Below are 14,104 nucleotides of genomic sequence, written 5' to 3' on the forward strand. Positions count from 1 at the left end.
GTCTGCCGCAATCCGGTTGTCGGAAACCAGTTTGAAGTCGATTTTACTTTTGGGCTGGAGGTTATTGAGCACAAGGTTCAGGTTCTCACGGTCCGTTTCTGAAAAGCCCAATTCTGAAATGACGATACCATTCATGTTGGATCGGATAAAATGAAAGCACGAGTTGAGTTCATTGGCTTGCAAACGTTTTGCTTCGTAGTACGCCCCCATTAAGACCAGCAGGATGAAGAACACAACGCTTGAACCAATGGAATACATAATCGCTTTTTCGGCCGAATATCCCAGTCCCCATAACACCGTCAAGAAAAATGCCGTCAGGAAAATCCAAATTGAGACGATCATGGAGGTATGGTTTCGAAGGATCCTGTAATAAAGCAGCTTCCTGATCCTTAAATCCAACAGGTACAAAATCTACCCGGCTTTGCGTATTAGTGCATCCATTTTCGGTTCTCTTTGTTTTCAACAGCCCTGGTTACGAAGGATTAAACTTAATAAATAAAACAAATGCTGTCAAATGAAAATTCCAATGGTAGTGTGGGTTGGTGGATTTTGGGTGGAATTGATCTAAGAAATTGAAATTACATATGATCAACCGGAAATAAGTTTACAAATATTGCCTTTTACGAGTATCAACTGCGCACAAACGCTTAGGTGGGAAATAAGGTTTTAATCTTATATTTTGGTCGCCGTAGTAAGCTAAATTTGTAAAAACGGGCAAAATCTATGTCCACTCATTTTCAAAAGAAAGGCTGGACAGACTTGCAAAAACAAAATATTAAAAACATGTCTAAAACGATCGAATCAAGAAAAAGGAGCATTTTAAAAGCAGTTTCGTACCCGATTATTTGTATCATATCCATGATGGTGATTACCGTATCAATAACAAAAGATGTTAAGCAGTCGATTTATATATCGATTGTTTTTCAAGCCATTCAAACGGCATTGTATTATCTTCATGAACGGTTGTGGGCACGTTTGCCCACTGTTTGATAATTTTTATTGTCCTAAATTTGCACCTTGGCCTGATCACTTAATTTTTTTAGACATGTTGAAAATTGCCCTGTATCTTTCCATGCTCTTTCAGTTGGGAGCCACGATTTATGCCATCAGCTTAATTCGCCGGACGCGGTACAACGTCTCATGGATATTAATCTCATCGGGCTTTGTGTTGATGGCAATCCGGCGCTTGTTTGATTTTTCGAGTCTTTTTTGGGAATCGAAACTATTTCAACAAGAAGAAATCAACAGTTGGATCGGGGTACTCATTTCTGTATTGTTATTCATCGGGGTTATTTTCATTAAAAAAATATTCAATCTTCAGGATCATATTGAACAGCTGCGCCTTGACAATGAGAAAAAAACCCTTGCAGCCGTAATTGAAGCAGAGGACAAAGCCCGTCAGGCCTTTGCCCGGGAACTACACGACGGACTGGGCCCTGTTTTATCATCCATCAAAATGTGCTTGAGTGCCATTGATCCCGACAGCATGGAACAACCGAACAGACGGATTATTGAACGATCCTGCCTGGCCACCGATGAAGCGATTACCTCCCTTAAAGAAATATCCAACCTCTTAAGTCCGCATATCCTTGAAAACTACGGTTTAATTAAGGCAATCAAAGCAACTGCCAACCCGCTTTTGGAAGGAACACAAATTCAGTTTGAGATCAATTCGAATATCAGTGATCGTCGGTTTCACCGCAACCTGGAGATTAATGTTTACCGGATTGTGTGCGAATTGATCAACAACAGTGTAACGCATGCTGACCCCCGCTACATCCGGGTCGATATCGTGGAAGAGCAGCAGGTTATTTTATTGACCTACAAAGATGACGGTTCCGGCTTTGATCTGGACAATCATTTGCAAGACAAGGTGATTCCGGGGATGGGGCTGGAAAACATTTTCTCAAGAATTAAACTATTGAAAGGCCAATATCAAATTAATACCTCGCCTGACAGTGGTTTTATCATCACTTTAAAAATTCCGGTTGAATGAAAAAACTGAAGCTTTTTTTGGTCGATGACCATGACTTATTCCGTGAAGGATTAAAATTCTTATTGTCCGAATGGGACTTGATCGAAGAAATTTATGAGGCGGAGAATGGTCAGCAGTTTATTGAAAGTCTTCGGCAGCGTCCGGTTGATCTCGTTTTGCTTGATATTGAAATGCCGGTAATGAATGGAATGGAAGCGGCTAAGTTGGCCAGGGAAATTGATCCGGAATTGAAAATCATTGCGCTTTCCATGTATTCGGATGAAAATTATTATACCAGTATGATTGAGTCAGGCGCTGATGGTTTTCTGCTGAAAAATTCAAAATTTGCCACCGTAAAAAGAGCCATTGAAGAGGTTGCGGGCGGGAAGAATTATTTTTCTCAGGAAATTGTTCAACTGTTGGTCAGGCATCTCAATAAGCAGGATGTAGCAAAAGATAATCCGGTGATAACCGACAGGGAAATGGAGATTTTGGGCTTGATATGTCGTGGACATTCCAATATTGAAATTGCCGAAGCGCTTCAAATTAGCAAGCGCACGGTTGACAAGCATCGTCAGAATTTATTGGATAAAACCCAATCGAGAAATACGGTGGCCTTGGTTCTTTATGCAATAAAAGCCGGATATTTTAATGTTCGGTAGCTCTTTCACTCATTCCGCTACGCAAAATTACGTAAGCCGAGTTTAGGCTTTAAGGCTGTTCCGGTAGTTCTTGCAAGCAGGTAGTTTTGTCATGGAACAATTAACAAATTACCATGATAACAAAACGTACCCTGAAAGAAAACATCAAGCGAATCGGAAAAAAACAAAAGCATGCGATACGAACAGGTTGCTTCCTATTCGTTGGCATAACGTTTTCAACACCTCTTTTTGGCCAATTTCAAATTGATGCACAGTTTCGAAATCGCTTTGAACTGCGCGATGGCTACCGTAAGCTGGCAAACGATGGAGCTACGCCCGCCGTTTTTATTTCGCAACGGACACGCCTGTCGTTCAGTTACGAAGCGGAAGGGCTGAAAGTGAAGTTTACGCCACAAGATGTCAGGGTGTGGGGCGACGAACAACTGGCTAGCTCCACCGGCGTATTGGGCGACAACGCGTCGCTTGACCTTTTCGAAGCTTTTGTGGAGATTAGGACAGGTGCCGGGGGGTGGCTTTCGGTAGGCCGCCAGCAACTGGTTTACGACAACCAACGAATTTTAGGAGCCCGTAATTGGAACCAGAACGGAATAGCCTACGATGCCATCGTTTATAAATGGCAAGCTGAAAACCGTGCCTTCCACCTGGGAACTTGCTGGAACTCTACAGGCGAAAATACGTCTGACAACTATTACGACCCCACGCGTATCAAGTCACTAAGTTATATCTGGGCCAAAAGCAGCCTGTCCGAAAATTGGGATTTGTCTCTTTCTCATGCGACTTCGGGTGTAACGAAATCTGAAACCGACAACACCCTTTACTTTCGTCAAACGACCGGAGTTTATTCAACTTATAAAAAGGGTGATTTGAGCCTGTCGGGAAATATCTATTACCAATTCGGGAAAAACCAATCGGGGAACAACGTAAGTGCCGTTTTGGTTGATGTCGAATCTAAATACAAACTGGGAAAATTATCGCCGGGGATTGGGCTCAGCTACCTTTCGGGAAACAACAAAGCCGGTAGCAGTCAGCAAACCGATCATCTGTTTGATGTCCTCTATGGTGCACGCCATCGCTTTTTTGGGGGAATGGACTATTTCCGAAGTATTGATTCGCATACCAAGGAAGGTGGCTTGGTTGATTATTATTTCTTCCTCGATTACAAATTATTGAAGAACACCAGCCTGAGAAATACCGGTCATTATTTTCAATTGGCACAAACGAACCCGGCCACTCCGGATGACAGAAACCTGGGGTATGAAAACGACCTGGTGCTGAAATACCAATTTGCCGGCTGGGGAGCACTGGAAAGTGGCTATTTATTCGATCTGCCTACCGGCTCGCTAAAAACGATTCAGGGAGTTGAAGATGATAAGTTCTCACAGTTCTTGTACGTGCAACTAACAGTCAGCCCGTCACTTTTCAAAAATTAAAAAACAATCATAAAATAAGAGATATGAAGAATAGAAACTTAAGCTTGTTTTTGGCCATCGCCATCGTTTTTTCAGCTTGTTCATCAGGCCAGAAGAAAGAGCAAACCATCAGTCTTTCCGGGGCGTTTGCACTCTATCCGCTGGTAATTAAGTGGAGTGAAGAATACCAAAAGGAAAACCCGGAAATCCGGTTCAATATTTCTGCCGGTGGGGCGGGCAAAGGAATGGCTGACGCTTTGTCGGGTACGGTTGACCTGGGCATGTTCTCGCGCGAGATTGTCCAGGAAGAGATTGACAAAGGTGTTTGGTGGGTTGGCGTTACCAAAGACGCGGTTATCCCGACCATTAATGCGAACAGCCCGGTGTTGAGCGCCATTCACGCACGCGGGCTTACCCGCGATGAGTTCCGTAAAATCTTTATTTCGGGTGAAATAACCAACTGGAACCAACTGCCGGGGGTTTCTTTGGATGAGAAGATCAACGTGTTTACCCGATCCGATGCCTGCGGTGCAGCCGGTACCTGGGCGGCCTACCTGGGCGGCAAACAGGAAGACCTGAAAGGCGTGGGCGTATTTGGTGATCCTGGATTGGCCGATGCGGTGGTCAAGGACGAAAAAGGAGTGGGTTTCAACAACACAATTTACCTGTATGACATCAAAACCGGAAATAAAAATCAGGGGATTGAAGTCATCCCCATCGATGTGAATGAAAACGGGAAGATCGATCCTAACGAGGCATTCTACAGCAAATTTGATGAAATACTCGCTGCCATTGCCGAAGGGCAATTCCCGTCGCCACCAGCCCGCGAGTTGTACCTGGTGTCAAAAGGCAAACCGAAGAAACAAGCAACGATCGACTTTTTGAAGTGGGTGGTCACCAATGGACAAGCTTTCGTTTCCGAAGCTGGCTATGTGCCCCTCACAAAGGCACGACTGGACGAGCAGGTTAAAAAGCTGAACTGATCTTTTACCAAGTAACATTAGGGCCCGGAGTTCCCAGGCTGAGAGTTCCGGGCCTCGTACGCTATTTTGCGTATTGGATTCCAGTATATCGACGCATTTGGTTTTATAAAACATGATATACTTTTGCCGATTGTAACTTCTTAATAAAAAAGCGAATCGTTTCGTTTCAAATTGAATTATATGAACAAAATCAGGAGATTGACAGATACTATCGCCAATGTATGGATGAGGGGAGGATTGTATTTATTACTGTCCATCCCCGCGCTGATTGCGATAGGGCTTTACTGGAAGGCGGCCCTAATCTTGGCGCACCATTCGCTTACTGAGCTGATCTTTTCAGCAAAGTGGTTCCCGATGAGGGGCGAGTTTGGGTTTATGCCTTTTATTTACAGTTCTACTTACGTCACCGTTTTGTCGTTTATCCTGTCGGCTCCTTTATGCTTGTTCGCCGCGGTTTACCTCACCCAGTTTGGCAAAAAAAGACTGCTCAATGTGATGTTGCCAGTCATCGACATACTGGCGGGAATCCCATCGGTTGTTTACGGAGTATGGGGCGTAGTGGTCATTGTTCCGGCAGTTTCAGACTATGCGGCCCCTTTTTTCGGGACTAGCAGTTCCGGTTACAGCTTACTTGCCGGAGGTATTGTTTTGGCAGTCATGTGCATTCCTTATATGCTGAACATGCTCATCGAAGTGTTTCATACTATTCCGGTGGGTATGAAGGAAGCGTCGTTATCGTTGGGGGCAACCCATTGGGAAATGGTGAAACATGTCATCTTCAAAAAAGGCTTTCCGGGTATTATATCCGCATTTGGACTGGGCATTGCCAAAGCTTTTGGCGAAACCATTGCCGTGCTGATGGTGGTTGGCAACACGCTCGACATTTCCGTGTCGCCCTTCAGTCCGGGGTATCCACTTCCGGCCCTGATTGCCAACAACTATGGCGAAATGATGTCGATACCAGACTATGATTCGGCGCTGATGTTTGCCGCCTTGTTACTGTTTGTGATCATTTTAGTTATCAACCTTTTTTTCAGGTATTTCATCCATAAAACGGAGCAGTTATGAGAAAGTGGAAAATCATAGAAGAACAAATTTTCAAGGTCATCTCTTTTCTGGCTGCCTATTCGGTTATTGCCATTTTATTATTCCTGCTTTTTGTGGTGTTCAATAAGGGTGTTGGAGCTTTGTCGTGGGATACCATTTCCAAACTCCCCAAGGGGGGCTATTATTTTGGTGGTGAAGGAGGGATACTCAATGCGATTATTGGCTCCTTCTACCTTTCGGTTGGCGCTACGGTGCTGGCCGTCTTTATCGGGCTGCCGGCAGCCTTGTTTATCAACGTACAACTGATCAGGATGAAACGGGTGCAAAATACCATACGGTATCTGCTGGATGCGCTATGGGGCATTCCATCCATTGTTTACGGGGCTTTTGGATTCGCGGTCATGCTGTTTTTTGGTTTGAATGCCTCACTACTTGCCGGGATCATTACCGTTGCGTTACTGATCACTCCGATCCTCGTGCGGGCTTTCGATGAAGTGCTTAAAACCATTCCGGTGGAGTTGCAGGAGGCCTCTTTTTCATTGGGGTCAACCCGGACCGAAACCGCATTGAAAGTGTTGTTCAAACAAGGCTTTGCGGGCTTTATTACGGCTTTGTTATTGGCTTTTGGCCGTGGAATTGGCGATGCAGCCTCCGTCCTCTTTACGGCAGGCTACACCGATAATATTCCCATTACCCTTGATGAACCGGTCGCCACACTGCCGCTGGCTATCTTTTTTCAGCTGAGTTCACCCATTGAAGAAGTCCGCCAACGGGCCTATGCTGCTGCAGTCGTTCTGACCATCTTTATTCTGGTTATCAGTGTCTCCGCGCGACTGTTATCCAAACGGTATTCAAAAAATATAATTAAATAGAACGATGATGTTTACAGAAAAGTTATTCAAACAGATAAGTGTACACTCCAAATCAAAATTGAAGATGAGCAAGACGGGCATCGAAAAACCAATTATTCAGATCAAAGGCTTAAGTGTAAAAACCCGCGATAGTGAAATTCTGAAAAATATTAACCTGGATATCCCCCGAAATAAGATTGTGGTTCTGTTGGGGCCATCAGGCTGTGGCAAAACCACTTTGTTAAAAAGTTTGAACCGGTTAACCGATTTACACAAGGAGCTGATCGTCAGTGGAGAGGTGTTGATTGAGGGGAAAGATATCCTGAAAGCCTCACACGATCTCCCCATTATGCGGCAAAAGATGGGATTGCTGTCGCAGCGGCCGTTTCCTCTGCCCGTTTCAATCTACAAAAATGTGTCCTATGGTTTAAAGCTGAAGGGAGTCCGCAACAAAAAGCTTATTGCACACGCCGTGGAGTCGAATCTGAAGCGGGTGGGCTTGTGGAACGAAGTGAAAGACCGTCTGAACAGTCCGGCCACCAGCCTTTCTATTGGTCAGCAACAACGTCTTTGTCTGGCCCGTGGGCTGGCCGTAAAACCGACAATCATCCTGGCCGATGAGCCCACCTCAGCCTTGGATCCCATCTCTACCAAGACCATTGAAAAACTCTTTAAAGAACTAAAGGAGCACTACACCATCATTCTGGTAACCCACGTGTTACGGCAGGCCGTTCGTTTGGCCGACCATGTAGTATTTATGTATTATGGCGACATTATTGAACAGGGGCATCCGGATGAAATTCTGAAAAATCCGCAAACGGAAATCCTGAAAAAGTATTTGATTGATGGGAATTGAAGATAGAACCATAAGTTTACAAATCGATTTTCAAAAGTCTCCTTACATAAAAAGTTGGTGTGGATTAGATACCATCAGATTATTAACACCAAAAACATTCATTTTTGCAATCATTTTTATTTCTATTTGTTGTACCCATGTTGTACCCGTGCCAAAAAAAGAAGGAGCTAGATATTGATCTAACTCCTTGATTATTAACAAGTCGGGATGACAAGATTTGAACTTGCGACCCCTCGCCCCCCAGACGAGTACGCTACCAGACTGCGCCACATCCCGATTATTCCTGCTACCTAAAACCAAGCATATAGCTGATTTTACTGAAGCGCATGCAAAAGTATATAAAGCGACGAATTCTACAAAATTAATTTAGCCTATTAGAAATTATTTTTCGATAGGCTGCATCTATCACATCTTCATTATTATTGATTGATCAAATGTTGTAAATATCTAGATGTTGTGTAATTTTGCTAACCAGATAATAAAAAACACTAAGATACAAAGTCATGTTTAAATCATTAGATCTTAACGAAAACGAGAAACAAAACACAGAGCCTACAGGCGATGCTGAAAGAGTGAAATGCCTGATTATTGGTTCGGGACCGGCTGGGTACACAGCTGCCGTTTATGCGGCCCGCGCAAATTTAAATCCTGTGATGTATGAAGGTCTTCAGCCGGGAGGTCAGTTGACCACAACAACCGAGGTTGAAAACTATCCGGGCTACCCCGAAGGAATAACCGGCCCGGTCATGATGGAAGACTTTAAAAAGCAAGCTGAACGTTTTGGAACTGATGTTCGCTTTGGTTACGCTACCAAAGTTGACTTCTCCGGCGATATCCACAAAGTCTGGATTGATGGTAAAAAATTAATCGAAGCTGAAGCGGTAATATTAGCAACCGGAGCAACTGCTAAATACCTGGGACTGGAAGATGAACAAAAATATGCCGGTGGAGGCGTTTCAGCCTGTGCCACATGCGATGGATTCTTCTACCGAGGTAAAGATGTAGCTGTTGTTGGTGGTGGCGACACTGCGGCCGAAGAGGCGCTCTACCTTGCGGGCTTAGCTAAAAAAGTATATTTGGTTGTACGTCGTGATGTGCTAAGAGCATCAAGAGTGATGGCTGATCGTGTGAAAAAAACACCAAACATTGAAATTCTTTGGAAACACCAAACCAAAGGCCTAACTGGAGACGGTGTGGTTGAAGGAGCAATTTTAGTAAAGAACCAAGGTAAGCCTAACGAAGAAGAAATTAAAATTAAAATTGATGGATTCTTTCTGGCTATCGGTCACAAGCCTAATTCTGATTTTGTAAAAGACTTTCTTGAAACCGATGAAGTTGGCTATATCAAAACTGAAGCAGGGACCTCAAAAACCAATGTGCCCGGGGTGTTTGCCTGTGGCGACGTAATGGACTCGATTTATCGCCAAGCGGTAACTGCTGCCGGATCAGGCTGTAAAGCTGCAATGGATACAGAAAGATACCTATCTGAAAAACACGCATAGTACTTAAGTACCAATTAGATACAAAAAAAGCCGGTTGAAAATCAACCGGCTTTTTTATATGTATAGTCTTAAGTTTCTATTTCTAAGCCATATCAGGCACTTCCGTACCTTGATATTCTCCAGCCTCAAGTTTATCTCTAACTTCTTTGAATGCTTTAATAGTCATGTCAACATCGTCCAAAGTATGCATAGCGGTAGGAATCAAACGGAGAATAATTTCACCTTTCGGAATGACAGGATAAACAACTACCGAGCAGAAAATGCCGTAGTTTTCGCGTAAATCCATAACAACTTTAGTTGCCTCTACTACCCCACCCTTCATATAAACAGGAGTTACCGGCGAGTTTGTGCGCCCTAAATCAAATCCAGCTTCTTTCAAGCCTGATTGAAGACCATTAACAACAGTCCATAATTGCTCGCGTAGTTCGGGTTTTGTTCTTAGCAATTCCAAACGCTTCATTGAACCAACCACAATCGGCATTGGCAATGATTTTGCAAACGTTTGAGAACGCATATTGTAACGGAGGTAGTTACAGATATCTTTTTCGCAAGCGATAAATGCGCCAATTCCGGCCATCGCTTTTGCAAAAGTACAGAAATGAAGATCAACCTGATCTTGTACACCAAAATGTTCGGGCGCTCCGGCTCCTGTTGGCCCCATTACTCCGAACCCGTGAGCATCATCAACCAACAACCGGAAGTTGAACTCCTTTTTCAAAGCTACAATCTCATCTAACTTGCCTAAGTCTCCTGACATACCAAAAACACCTTCCGTAATAACCAAAATACCACCACCCTGCTTTTCAGCAAGCTTTGTAGCACGGGTTAACTGCACTTTTAGGCTTTCAATATTATTGTGTGGGTAGACATAGCGTTTACCCATATGCAGACGTACTCCATCCAAAATACAAGCATGTGCTTCGCTATCGTAAACGACCACATCGTTACGACCACAAACAGCATCGATAATTGACACCATGCCCTGGTAACCAAAATTCAAAAGAAAAGAATCTGGCTTTCCAACATAAGCTGCAAGTTGCTTCTCCAATTCTTCATGCTGACTGGTTTGCCCCGACATCATTCGGGCACCCATCGGATAGGCTAATCCCCACTCTTTGGAAGCTTCTGCATCCACCCTGCGAACCTCAGGATGATTAGCTAATCCAATATAATTGTTTAAACTCCAGGTTAAAACCTCTTTTCCCCTGAAATTCATTCTGGCACTGATTTCACCCTCTAACTTTGGAAACGCAAAATAGCCATGGGCTTTTGCCATGTGCTTGCCTAAGTCACCTTTATTTGATCGAAATTTTTCAAAAATATCCACTTCAAAAAGCTTTAAAAATTAACTCTGCAAATGTAATTTTTTTTAATAAGTCTACAAATTTGTTAATTTATATTAAACCAAGTCACTACTTAAGCAATTCTTGCGTAATTTGCCGCAGATTTTTAATGAAAAATGTATCTTTGCGCCATGTTTATAAAAATGAAGAATTTTCCCCTTTTTGCATTGTTTGTTATTGTTATTGCAACTTCGTGTAGCGATTACAACAAAGTACTAAAAAGTACCGACTACGAGTTCAAATACAAAAAGGCTCTTGAATACTATGAAGACGAGGAATTTGTTCGTGCTTCACAACTTTTAAATGAGCTGGTTAATATTTACCGTGGCACCAGCCGTGCTGACGAGGTGTATTACTATTACGCCAAAAGTCATTTCGGAATGCGGGACTACTTAATGGCGGGACATTGGTTTCGAACCTTAGTTAAGGATTTTCCGAAGAGTAAGTATGCCGAAGAAGCTCAATATATGATTGGGTACTGCTTTTATATGGATTCTCCCAAACCACGACTTGATCAGCAAGTATCACAAAAAGCGATTGACGCGTTGCAACTCTATGTGAATCTTTACCCCAACAGCGACCGTATTGAAGAGGCTAATCGGTTGATTATTGAACTTCGGGACAAATTGGTTTACAAGTCATTTTTAAGTGGCAAATTGTATTATGATTTGGAAAATTACAAAGCTGCCGTTGTTGCTTTAACCAATTCGCTTAAAGATTTTCCGGACACGAAGTACCGCGAAGAGCTAATGTTTATGCTTTTGAGAGCGAAGTACCTTTTGGCTGTCAATAGTATAGAAGAAAAAAAAGAGCAACGTTTAAGCGAAGCTTTGGATGAATATTTTACCTTTGTCGATGAATTTCCGGAAAGTAAAGACCGGAAAGATGCTGATAAGTTCTACGAAGAGGTAGCAAAATTATTAAATTATAACGAAGAGGCTAATTTATAAATAAATATGGATTATAAGAAAATCAAAGCAGAGAACTCAACAGTTCCAAGAGATTTAAACGATTTAGAAGACCAAACCGGAAACGTATACGAAACCGTAATGATTCTGGCTAAACGATCAAATCAGATCGCTTCAGAAATGAAAGAAGAATTGAACCAAAAGCTTCAGGAATTTGCATCTTACACCGATAATTTGGAAGAAGTATTTGAAAACCGCGAGCAAATTGAGATCTCAAAGTATTACGAACGTTTGCCAAAGCCTACTTTAATTGCTTTTGAAGAATTAAAACAAGCTCAAATTTATCATCGTAATCCTGCGAAAGAAAACCGTAAAGGACTTTAAAAAGGGACAGCCTTCATGAGGCTAAAAAATAAACATATCATATTAGGGATAACCGGAAGTATAGCTGCCTACAAGGCGGCTTATCTTTTAAGGGGCCTAGTGAAAGAAGGTGCTGATGTTCAGGTTGTGATGACCCCTGCCGCCAAAGAATTCATTACACCGGTCACCATGTCTGCACTTTCAGACAGGCCGGTGGCATCTGAATTTTTTGCTGCAAATGATGGCACCTGGCATTCGCATGTAGACATGGGACAGTGGGCTGACTTAATGCTCGTAGCGCCCGTTACAGCGGCAACGCTTGGTAAAATGGCGCATGGAATTGCCGACAACCTACTGGTAACAACATACATGTCGGCCAAATGCCCGGTTTATCTGGCACCCGCCATGGATTTGGATATGTTTAAGCATCCTTCGACTTTAAAAAATCTGGAAATCCTTCAATCGTATGGTGATGTGATTCTTGAACCGGGAGAAGGAGAACTGGCCAGTGGCTTGCACGGAAAAGGCCGAATGCAGGAACCGGAACAGTTGGTTGAAGAAGTTATCGCTTTCTTCAACTCAAAAAAAAAACTTCTGAATAAAAAGGTGCTGGTAACTGCCGGACCTACCTACGAAAAAATTGATCCTGTTCGTTTTATTGGGAATTATTCATCTGGCAAAATGGGTTTTGCTCTGGCAGAAGAATTGGCGAACCAGGGTGCTGAGGTTACTTTAATAGCCGGTCCTGTTGATTTAGAAATTTCTGATTTTAACATTCATCGGATTGATGTAGAGTCTGCCCAGGAAATGCACGCCGCTTGCCTAAGTTATTTCCCAGAAATGGATGCTGCCATCATGTGTGCCGCAGTAGCCGACTACCGACCTAAAGCTGTTGCAGATAAAAAAATTAAACGCAAAGCTGATGAGATGAATATTGAGCTTGAAGCTACTACCGATATTGCTGCAGCTATTGGAAAGCTGAAAACAGATAATCAGCTATTGGTTGGTTTTGCTTTAGAAACAAACGATGAAGAGAAAAATGCTGGGAGCAAAATGAAAAAGAAAAATTTGGACTTCATTGTGCTAAATAGCTTACAAGATCAAGGAGCCGGCTTTGGTGTTGACACCAACAAAATTACGATCCTGTCGAAAGACAATAATGCTCAGGAATTTGAGTTAAAACAAAAGAAGGAAGTAGCAGCCGACATTGTGGAAAAGCTTTCGCAGGAATTGCAAAAGCTGTAATACTTCCGCAGAATTTGATTATTTTTACTCCTTAGGTATTTTTATTATGAAGAAAATCAGCGTTGTATTTCTATTTGTTTTACTGATCGTTGCGTCATCCTTTGCTCAAGAACTTCGCTGCAACATTAGTGTTTCGGCACAACAAATAAAGGGAGCAAACCAAAATGCGTTTCGAACCATGCAAGCCGACTTGTATGAGTTCATGAACAATACAAAATGGACCGATCATGTTTATTCGATGGACGAGCGGATTGAATGTAGCATCTACATCCGTCTGACCGAGCAGGTTTCATCCAACGAATTTAAGGGTAGCATTCAGGTTCAGTTACGTCGCCCAATTTTCAACTCCGACTATGAAAGTCCACTGCTCAACATTAAAGACAATAATTTTCACGTGGAATATGTGGAATTTCAGACTATGGAATTTAACGAAACTTCGAATCGTGATAACCTGACTAATATTATGGCCTACTACGCCTATATTATTTTAGGGATGGACTACGATTCGTATTCGCCAAATGGAGGCACCGAGTATTTCCAAAAAGCACAACAAATTGTAAACAACGTACAAAATGTGCGCTATTCAGGCTGGAAAGCATACGAAAGTGAAAGGAACCGCTACTGGCTGATTGAAAATCTGTTGAATAAATCATACTCATCATTTCGTGATTGCACCTACCAATATCACCGACAAGGCTTAGATCGAATGTCAGATCAAATTGAAGAAGGACGAGCCCAAATTGCGGAGTCACTAAAGTCAATTCAAAAAGTTTTCCGGTCACGTCCTTCATTGTACATTTTACAGATTTTTTTCGATGCGAAATCGGATGAATTGGTAAACGTGTTTTCAAAATCGTATCCCGATGAACGAAACCGGGTTTTGGCAATCCTAAACGAAGTCGATCCATCGAACGGAAGCAAATACGAAAAAATAAAAGAAGCAGCTGAAGAGTTTTAACA

General features: G+C 42.7%; 15 protein-coding genes and 1 tRNA gene. 13 read left to right on the forward strand and 3 right to left on the reverse strand.

Annotated elements, in window-relative coordinates; translation table 11 throughout:
- Nucleotides 1–342 (reverse strand): hypothetical protein (locus ACTB00_RS06860; RefSeq protein WP_463299172.1); only part of this gene is annotated, 342 nt, incomplete at its 3' end.
- 441 nt (nt 343–783) lie between these two features.
- Here ACTB00_RS06860 and ACTB00_RS06865 point away from each other — a divergent pair.
- From ACTB00_RS06865 to ACTB00_RS06900, 8 genes are all read left to right on the forward strand, one after another.
- Nucleotides 784–990, forward strand: coding sequence for a DUF2061 domain-containing protein (locus ACTB00_RS06865; protein ID WP_463299173.1), 207 nt, complete (start codon nt 784–786; stop codon nt 988–990).
- Nucleotides 991–1,045: 55 nt separating this feature from the next.
- On the forward strand, nt 1,046–1,996 hold the full coding sequence (locus ACTB00_RS06870) for a sensor histidine kinase (RefSeq protein ID WP_463299174.1): 951 nt from the start codon (nt 1,046–1,048) through the stop codon (nt 1,994–1,996).
- Complete coding sequence (locus tag ACTB00_RS06875) at nt 1,993–2,637, forward strand: response regulator (RefSeq protein WP_463299175.1); 645 nt, start codon at nt 1,993–1,995, stop codon at nt 2,635–2,637. The genes ACTB00_RS06870 and ACTB00_RS06875 overlap by 4 nt, the downstream gene beginning before the upstream one ends.
- 113 nt (nt 2,638–2,750) lie before the next feature.
- Entirely contained in the window at nt 2,751–4,067 is a 1,317-nt protein-coding gene (locus ACTB00_RS06880; protein ID WP_463299176.1) for an alginate export family protein, read from the forward strand.
- A 23-nt stretch (nt 4,068–4,090) separates the two neighbouring features.
- Nucleotides 4,091–5,029, forward strand: a complete 939-nt coding sequence (locus ACTB00_RS06885; protein ID WP_463299177.1) for a PstS family phosphate ABC transporter substrate-binding protein — start codon at nt 4,091–4,093, stop codon at nt 5,027–5,029.
- A gap of 225 nt (nt 5,030–5,254) precedes the next feature.
- Nucleotides 5,255–6,097: a phosphate ABC transporter permease subunit PstC gene (pstC, locus tag ACTB00_RS06890; RefSeq protein ID WP_463299288.1), complete on the forward strand. Its 843-nt coding sequence runs from the start codon at nt 5,255–5,257 to the stop codon at nt 6,095–6,097.
- Nucleotides 6,094–6,948 carry a PstA family ABC transporter permease gene (locus ACTB00_RS06895; protein WP_463299178.1) on the forward strand — a complete coding sequence of 285 codons (855 nt, stop codon included), beginning with the start codon at nt 6,094–6,096 and terminating at the stop codon, nt 6,946–6,948. Before pstC ends, ACTB00_RS06895 begins: the two co-directional genes overlap by 4 nt.
- Nucleotides 6,949–7,012: 64 nt before the next feature.
- A complete protein-coding gene (locus ACTB00_RS06900; protein ID WP_463299179.1) occupies nt 7,013–7,783 on the forward strand; it encodes a phosphate ABC transporter ATP-binding protein in 771 nt (256 codons plus the stop codon).
- Between the two features lie 202 nt (nt 7,784–7,985).
- On the opposite strand, the gene ACTB00_RS06905 is transcribed toward ACTB00_RS06900, so the two are convergent.
- Nucleotides 7,986–8,059, reverse strand: a tRNA-Pro gene (locus tag ACTB00_RS06905).
- A 227-nt stretch (nt 8,060–8,286) separates the two neighbouring features.
- Between ACTB00_RS06905 and trxB the strand changes: the two genes are divergently transcribed.
- A complete protein-coding gene (gene trxB, locus ACTB00_RS06910; protein WP_463299180.1) occupies nt 8,287–9,285 on the forward strand; it encodes a thioredoxin-disulfide reductase in 999 nt (332 codons plus the stop codon).
- An 82-nt stretch (nt 9,286–9,367) separates the two neighbouring features.
- On the opposite strand, the gene ACTB00_RS06915 is transcribed toward trxB, so the two are convergent.
- Nucleotides 9,368–10,612: an aminotransferase class I/II-fold pyridoxal phosphate-dependent enzyme gene (locus ACTB00_RS06915; protein ID WP_463299181.1), complete on the reverse strand. Its 1,245-nt coding sequence runs from the start codon at nt 10,610–10,612 to the stop codon at nt 9,368–9,370.
- Nucleotides 10,613–10,771: 159 nt separating this feature from the next.
- On the opposite strand from ACTB00_RS06915, the gene ACTB00_RS06920 reads away from it, so the two are divergent.
- Genes ACTB00_RS06920 through porD form a run of 4 tightly spaced genes read left to right on the forward strand, consistent with a single transcriptional unit; the run spans nt 10,772 to nt 14,102 of the window.
- Entirely contained in the window at nt 10,772–11,578 is an 807-nt protein-coding gene (locus ACTB00_RS06920; RefSeq protein WP_463299182.1) for an outer membrane protein assembly factor BamD, read from the forward strand.
- A 6-nt stretch (nt 11,579–11,584) separates the two neighbouring features.
- Nucleotides 11,585–11,920 (forward strand): DNA-directed RNA polymerase subunit omega, encoded by a 336-nt coding sequence (locus ACTB00_RS06925; protein ID WP_463299183.1) that lies wholly within the window; start codon nt 11,585–11,587, stop codon nt 11,918–11,920.
- 15 nt (nt 11,921–11,935) lie between these two features.
- Nucleotides 11,936–13,144 carry a bifunctional phosphopantothenoylcysteine decarboxylase/phosphopantothenate--cysteine ligase CoaBC gene (coaBC, locus tag ACTB00_RS06930; protein ID WP_463299184.1) on the forward strand — a complete coding sequence of 403 codons (1,209 nt, stop codon included), beginning with the start codon at nt 11,936–11,938 and terminating at the stop codon, nt 13,142–13,144.
- A gap of 46 nt (nt 13,145–13,190) precedes the next feature.
- Nucleotides 13,191–14,102 (forward strand): type IX secretion system protein PorD, encoded by a 912-nt coding sequence (porD, locus tag ACTB00_RS06935; protein WP_463299185.1) that lies wholly within the window; start codon nt 13,191–13,193, stop codon nt 14,100–14,102.
- Nucleotides 14,103–14,104 lie beyond the last annotated feature (2 nt).

The organism is Sunxiuqinia sp., from assembly GCF_055140945.1.

Bases quoted from the DNA above. Each gene is read 5' to 3' on its own strand.
- ACTB00_RS06865 (WP_463299173.1), top strand. From the start codon at position 784: ATGTCTAAAACGATCGAATCAAGAAAAAGGAGCATTTTAAAAGCAGTT.
- ACTB00_RS06870 (WP_463299174.1), top strand. From the start codon at position 1,046: ATGTTGAAAATTGCCCTGTATCTTTCCATGCTCTTTCAGTTGGGAGCC.
- ACTB00_RS06875 (WP_463299175.1), top strand. From the start codon at position 1,993: ATGAAAAAACTGAAGCTTTTTTTGGTCGATGACCATGACTTATTCCGT.
- ACTB00_RS06880 (WP_463299176.1), top strand. From the start codon at position 2,751: ATGATAACAAAACGTACCCTGAAAGAAAACATCAAGCGAATCGGAAAA.
- ACTB00_RS06885 (WP_463299177.1), top strand. From the start codon at position 4,091: ATGAAGAATAGAAACTTAAGCTTGTTTTTGGCCATCGCCATCGTTTTT.
- pstC (WP_463299288.1), top strand. From the start codon at position 5,255: ATGAGGGGAGGATTGTATTTATTACTGTCCATCCCCGCGCTGATTGCG.
- ACTB00_RS06895 (WP_463299178.1), top strand. From the start codon at position 6,094: ATGAGAAAGTGGAAAATCATAGAAGAACAAATTTTCAAGGTCATCTCT.
- ACTB00_RS06900 (WP_463299179.1), top strand. From the start codon at position 7,013: ATGAGCAAGACGGGCATCGAAAAACCAATTATTCAGATCAAAGGCTTA.
- trxB (WP_463299180.1), top strand. From the start codon at position 8,287: ATGTTTAAATCATTAGATCTTAACGAAAACGAGAAACAAAACACAGAG.
- ACTB00_RS06920 (WP_463299182.1), top strand. From the start codon at position 10,772: ATGAAGAATTTTCCCCTTTTTGCATTGTTTGTTATTGTTATTGCAACT.
- ACTB00_RS06925 (WP_463299183.1), top strand. From the start codon at position 11,585: ATGGATTATAAGAAAATCAAAGCAGAGAACTCAACAGTTCCAAGAGAT.
- coaBC (WP_463299184.1), top strand. From the start codon at position 11,936: ATGAGGCTAAAAAATAAACATATCATATTAGGGATAACCGGAAGTATA.
- porD (WP_463299185.1), top strand. From the start codon at position 13,191: ATGAAGAAAATCAGCGTTGTATTTCTATTTGTTTTACTGATCGTTGCG.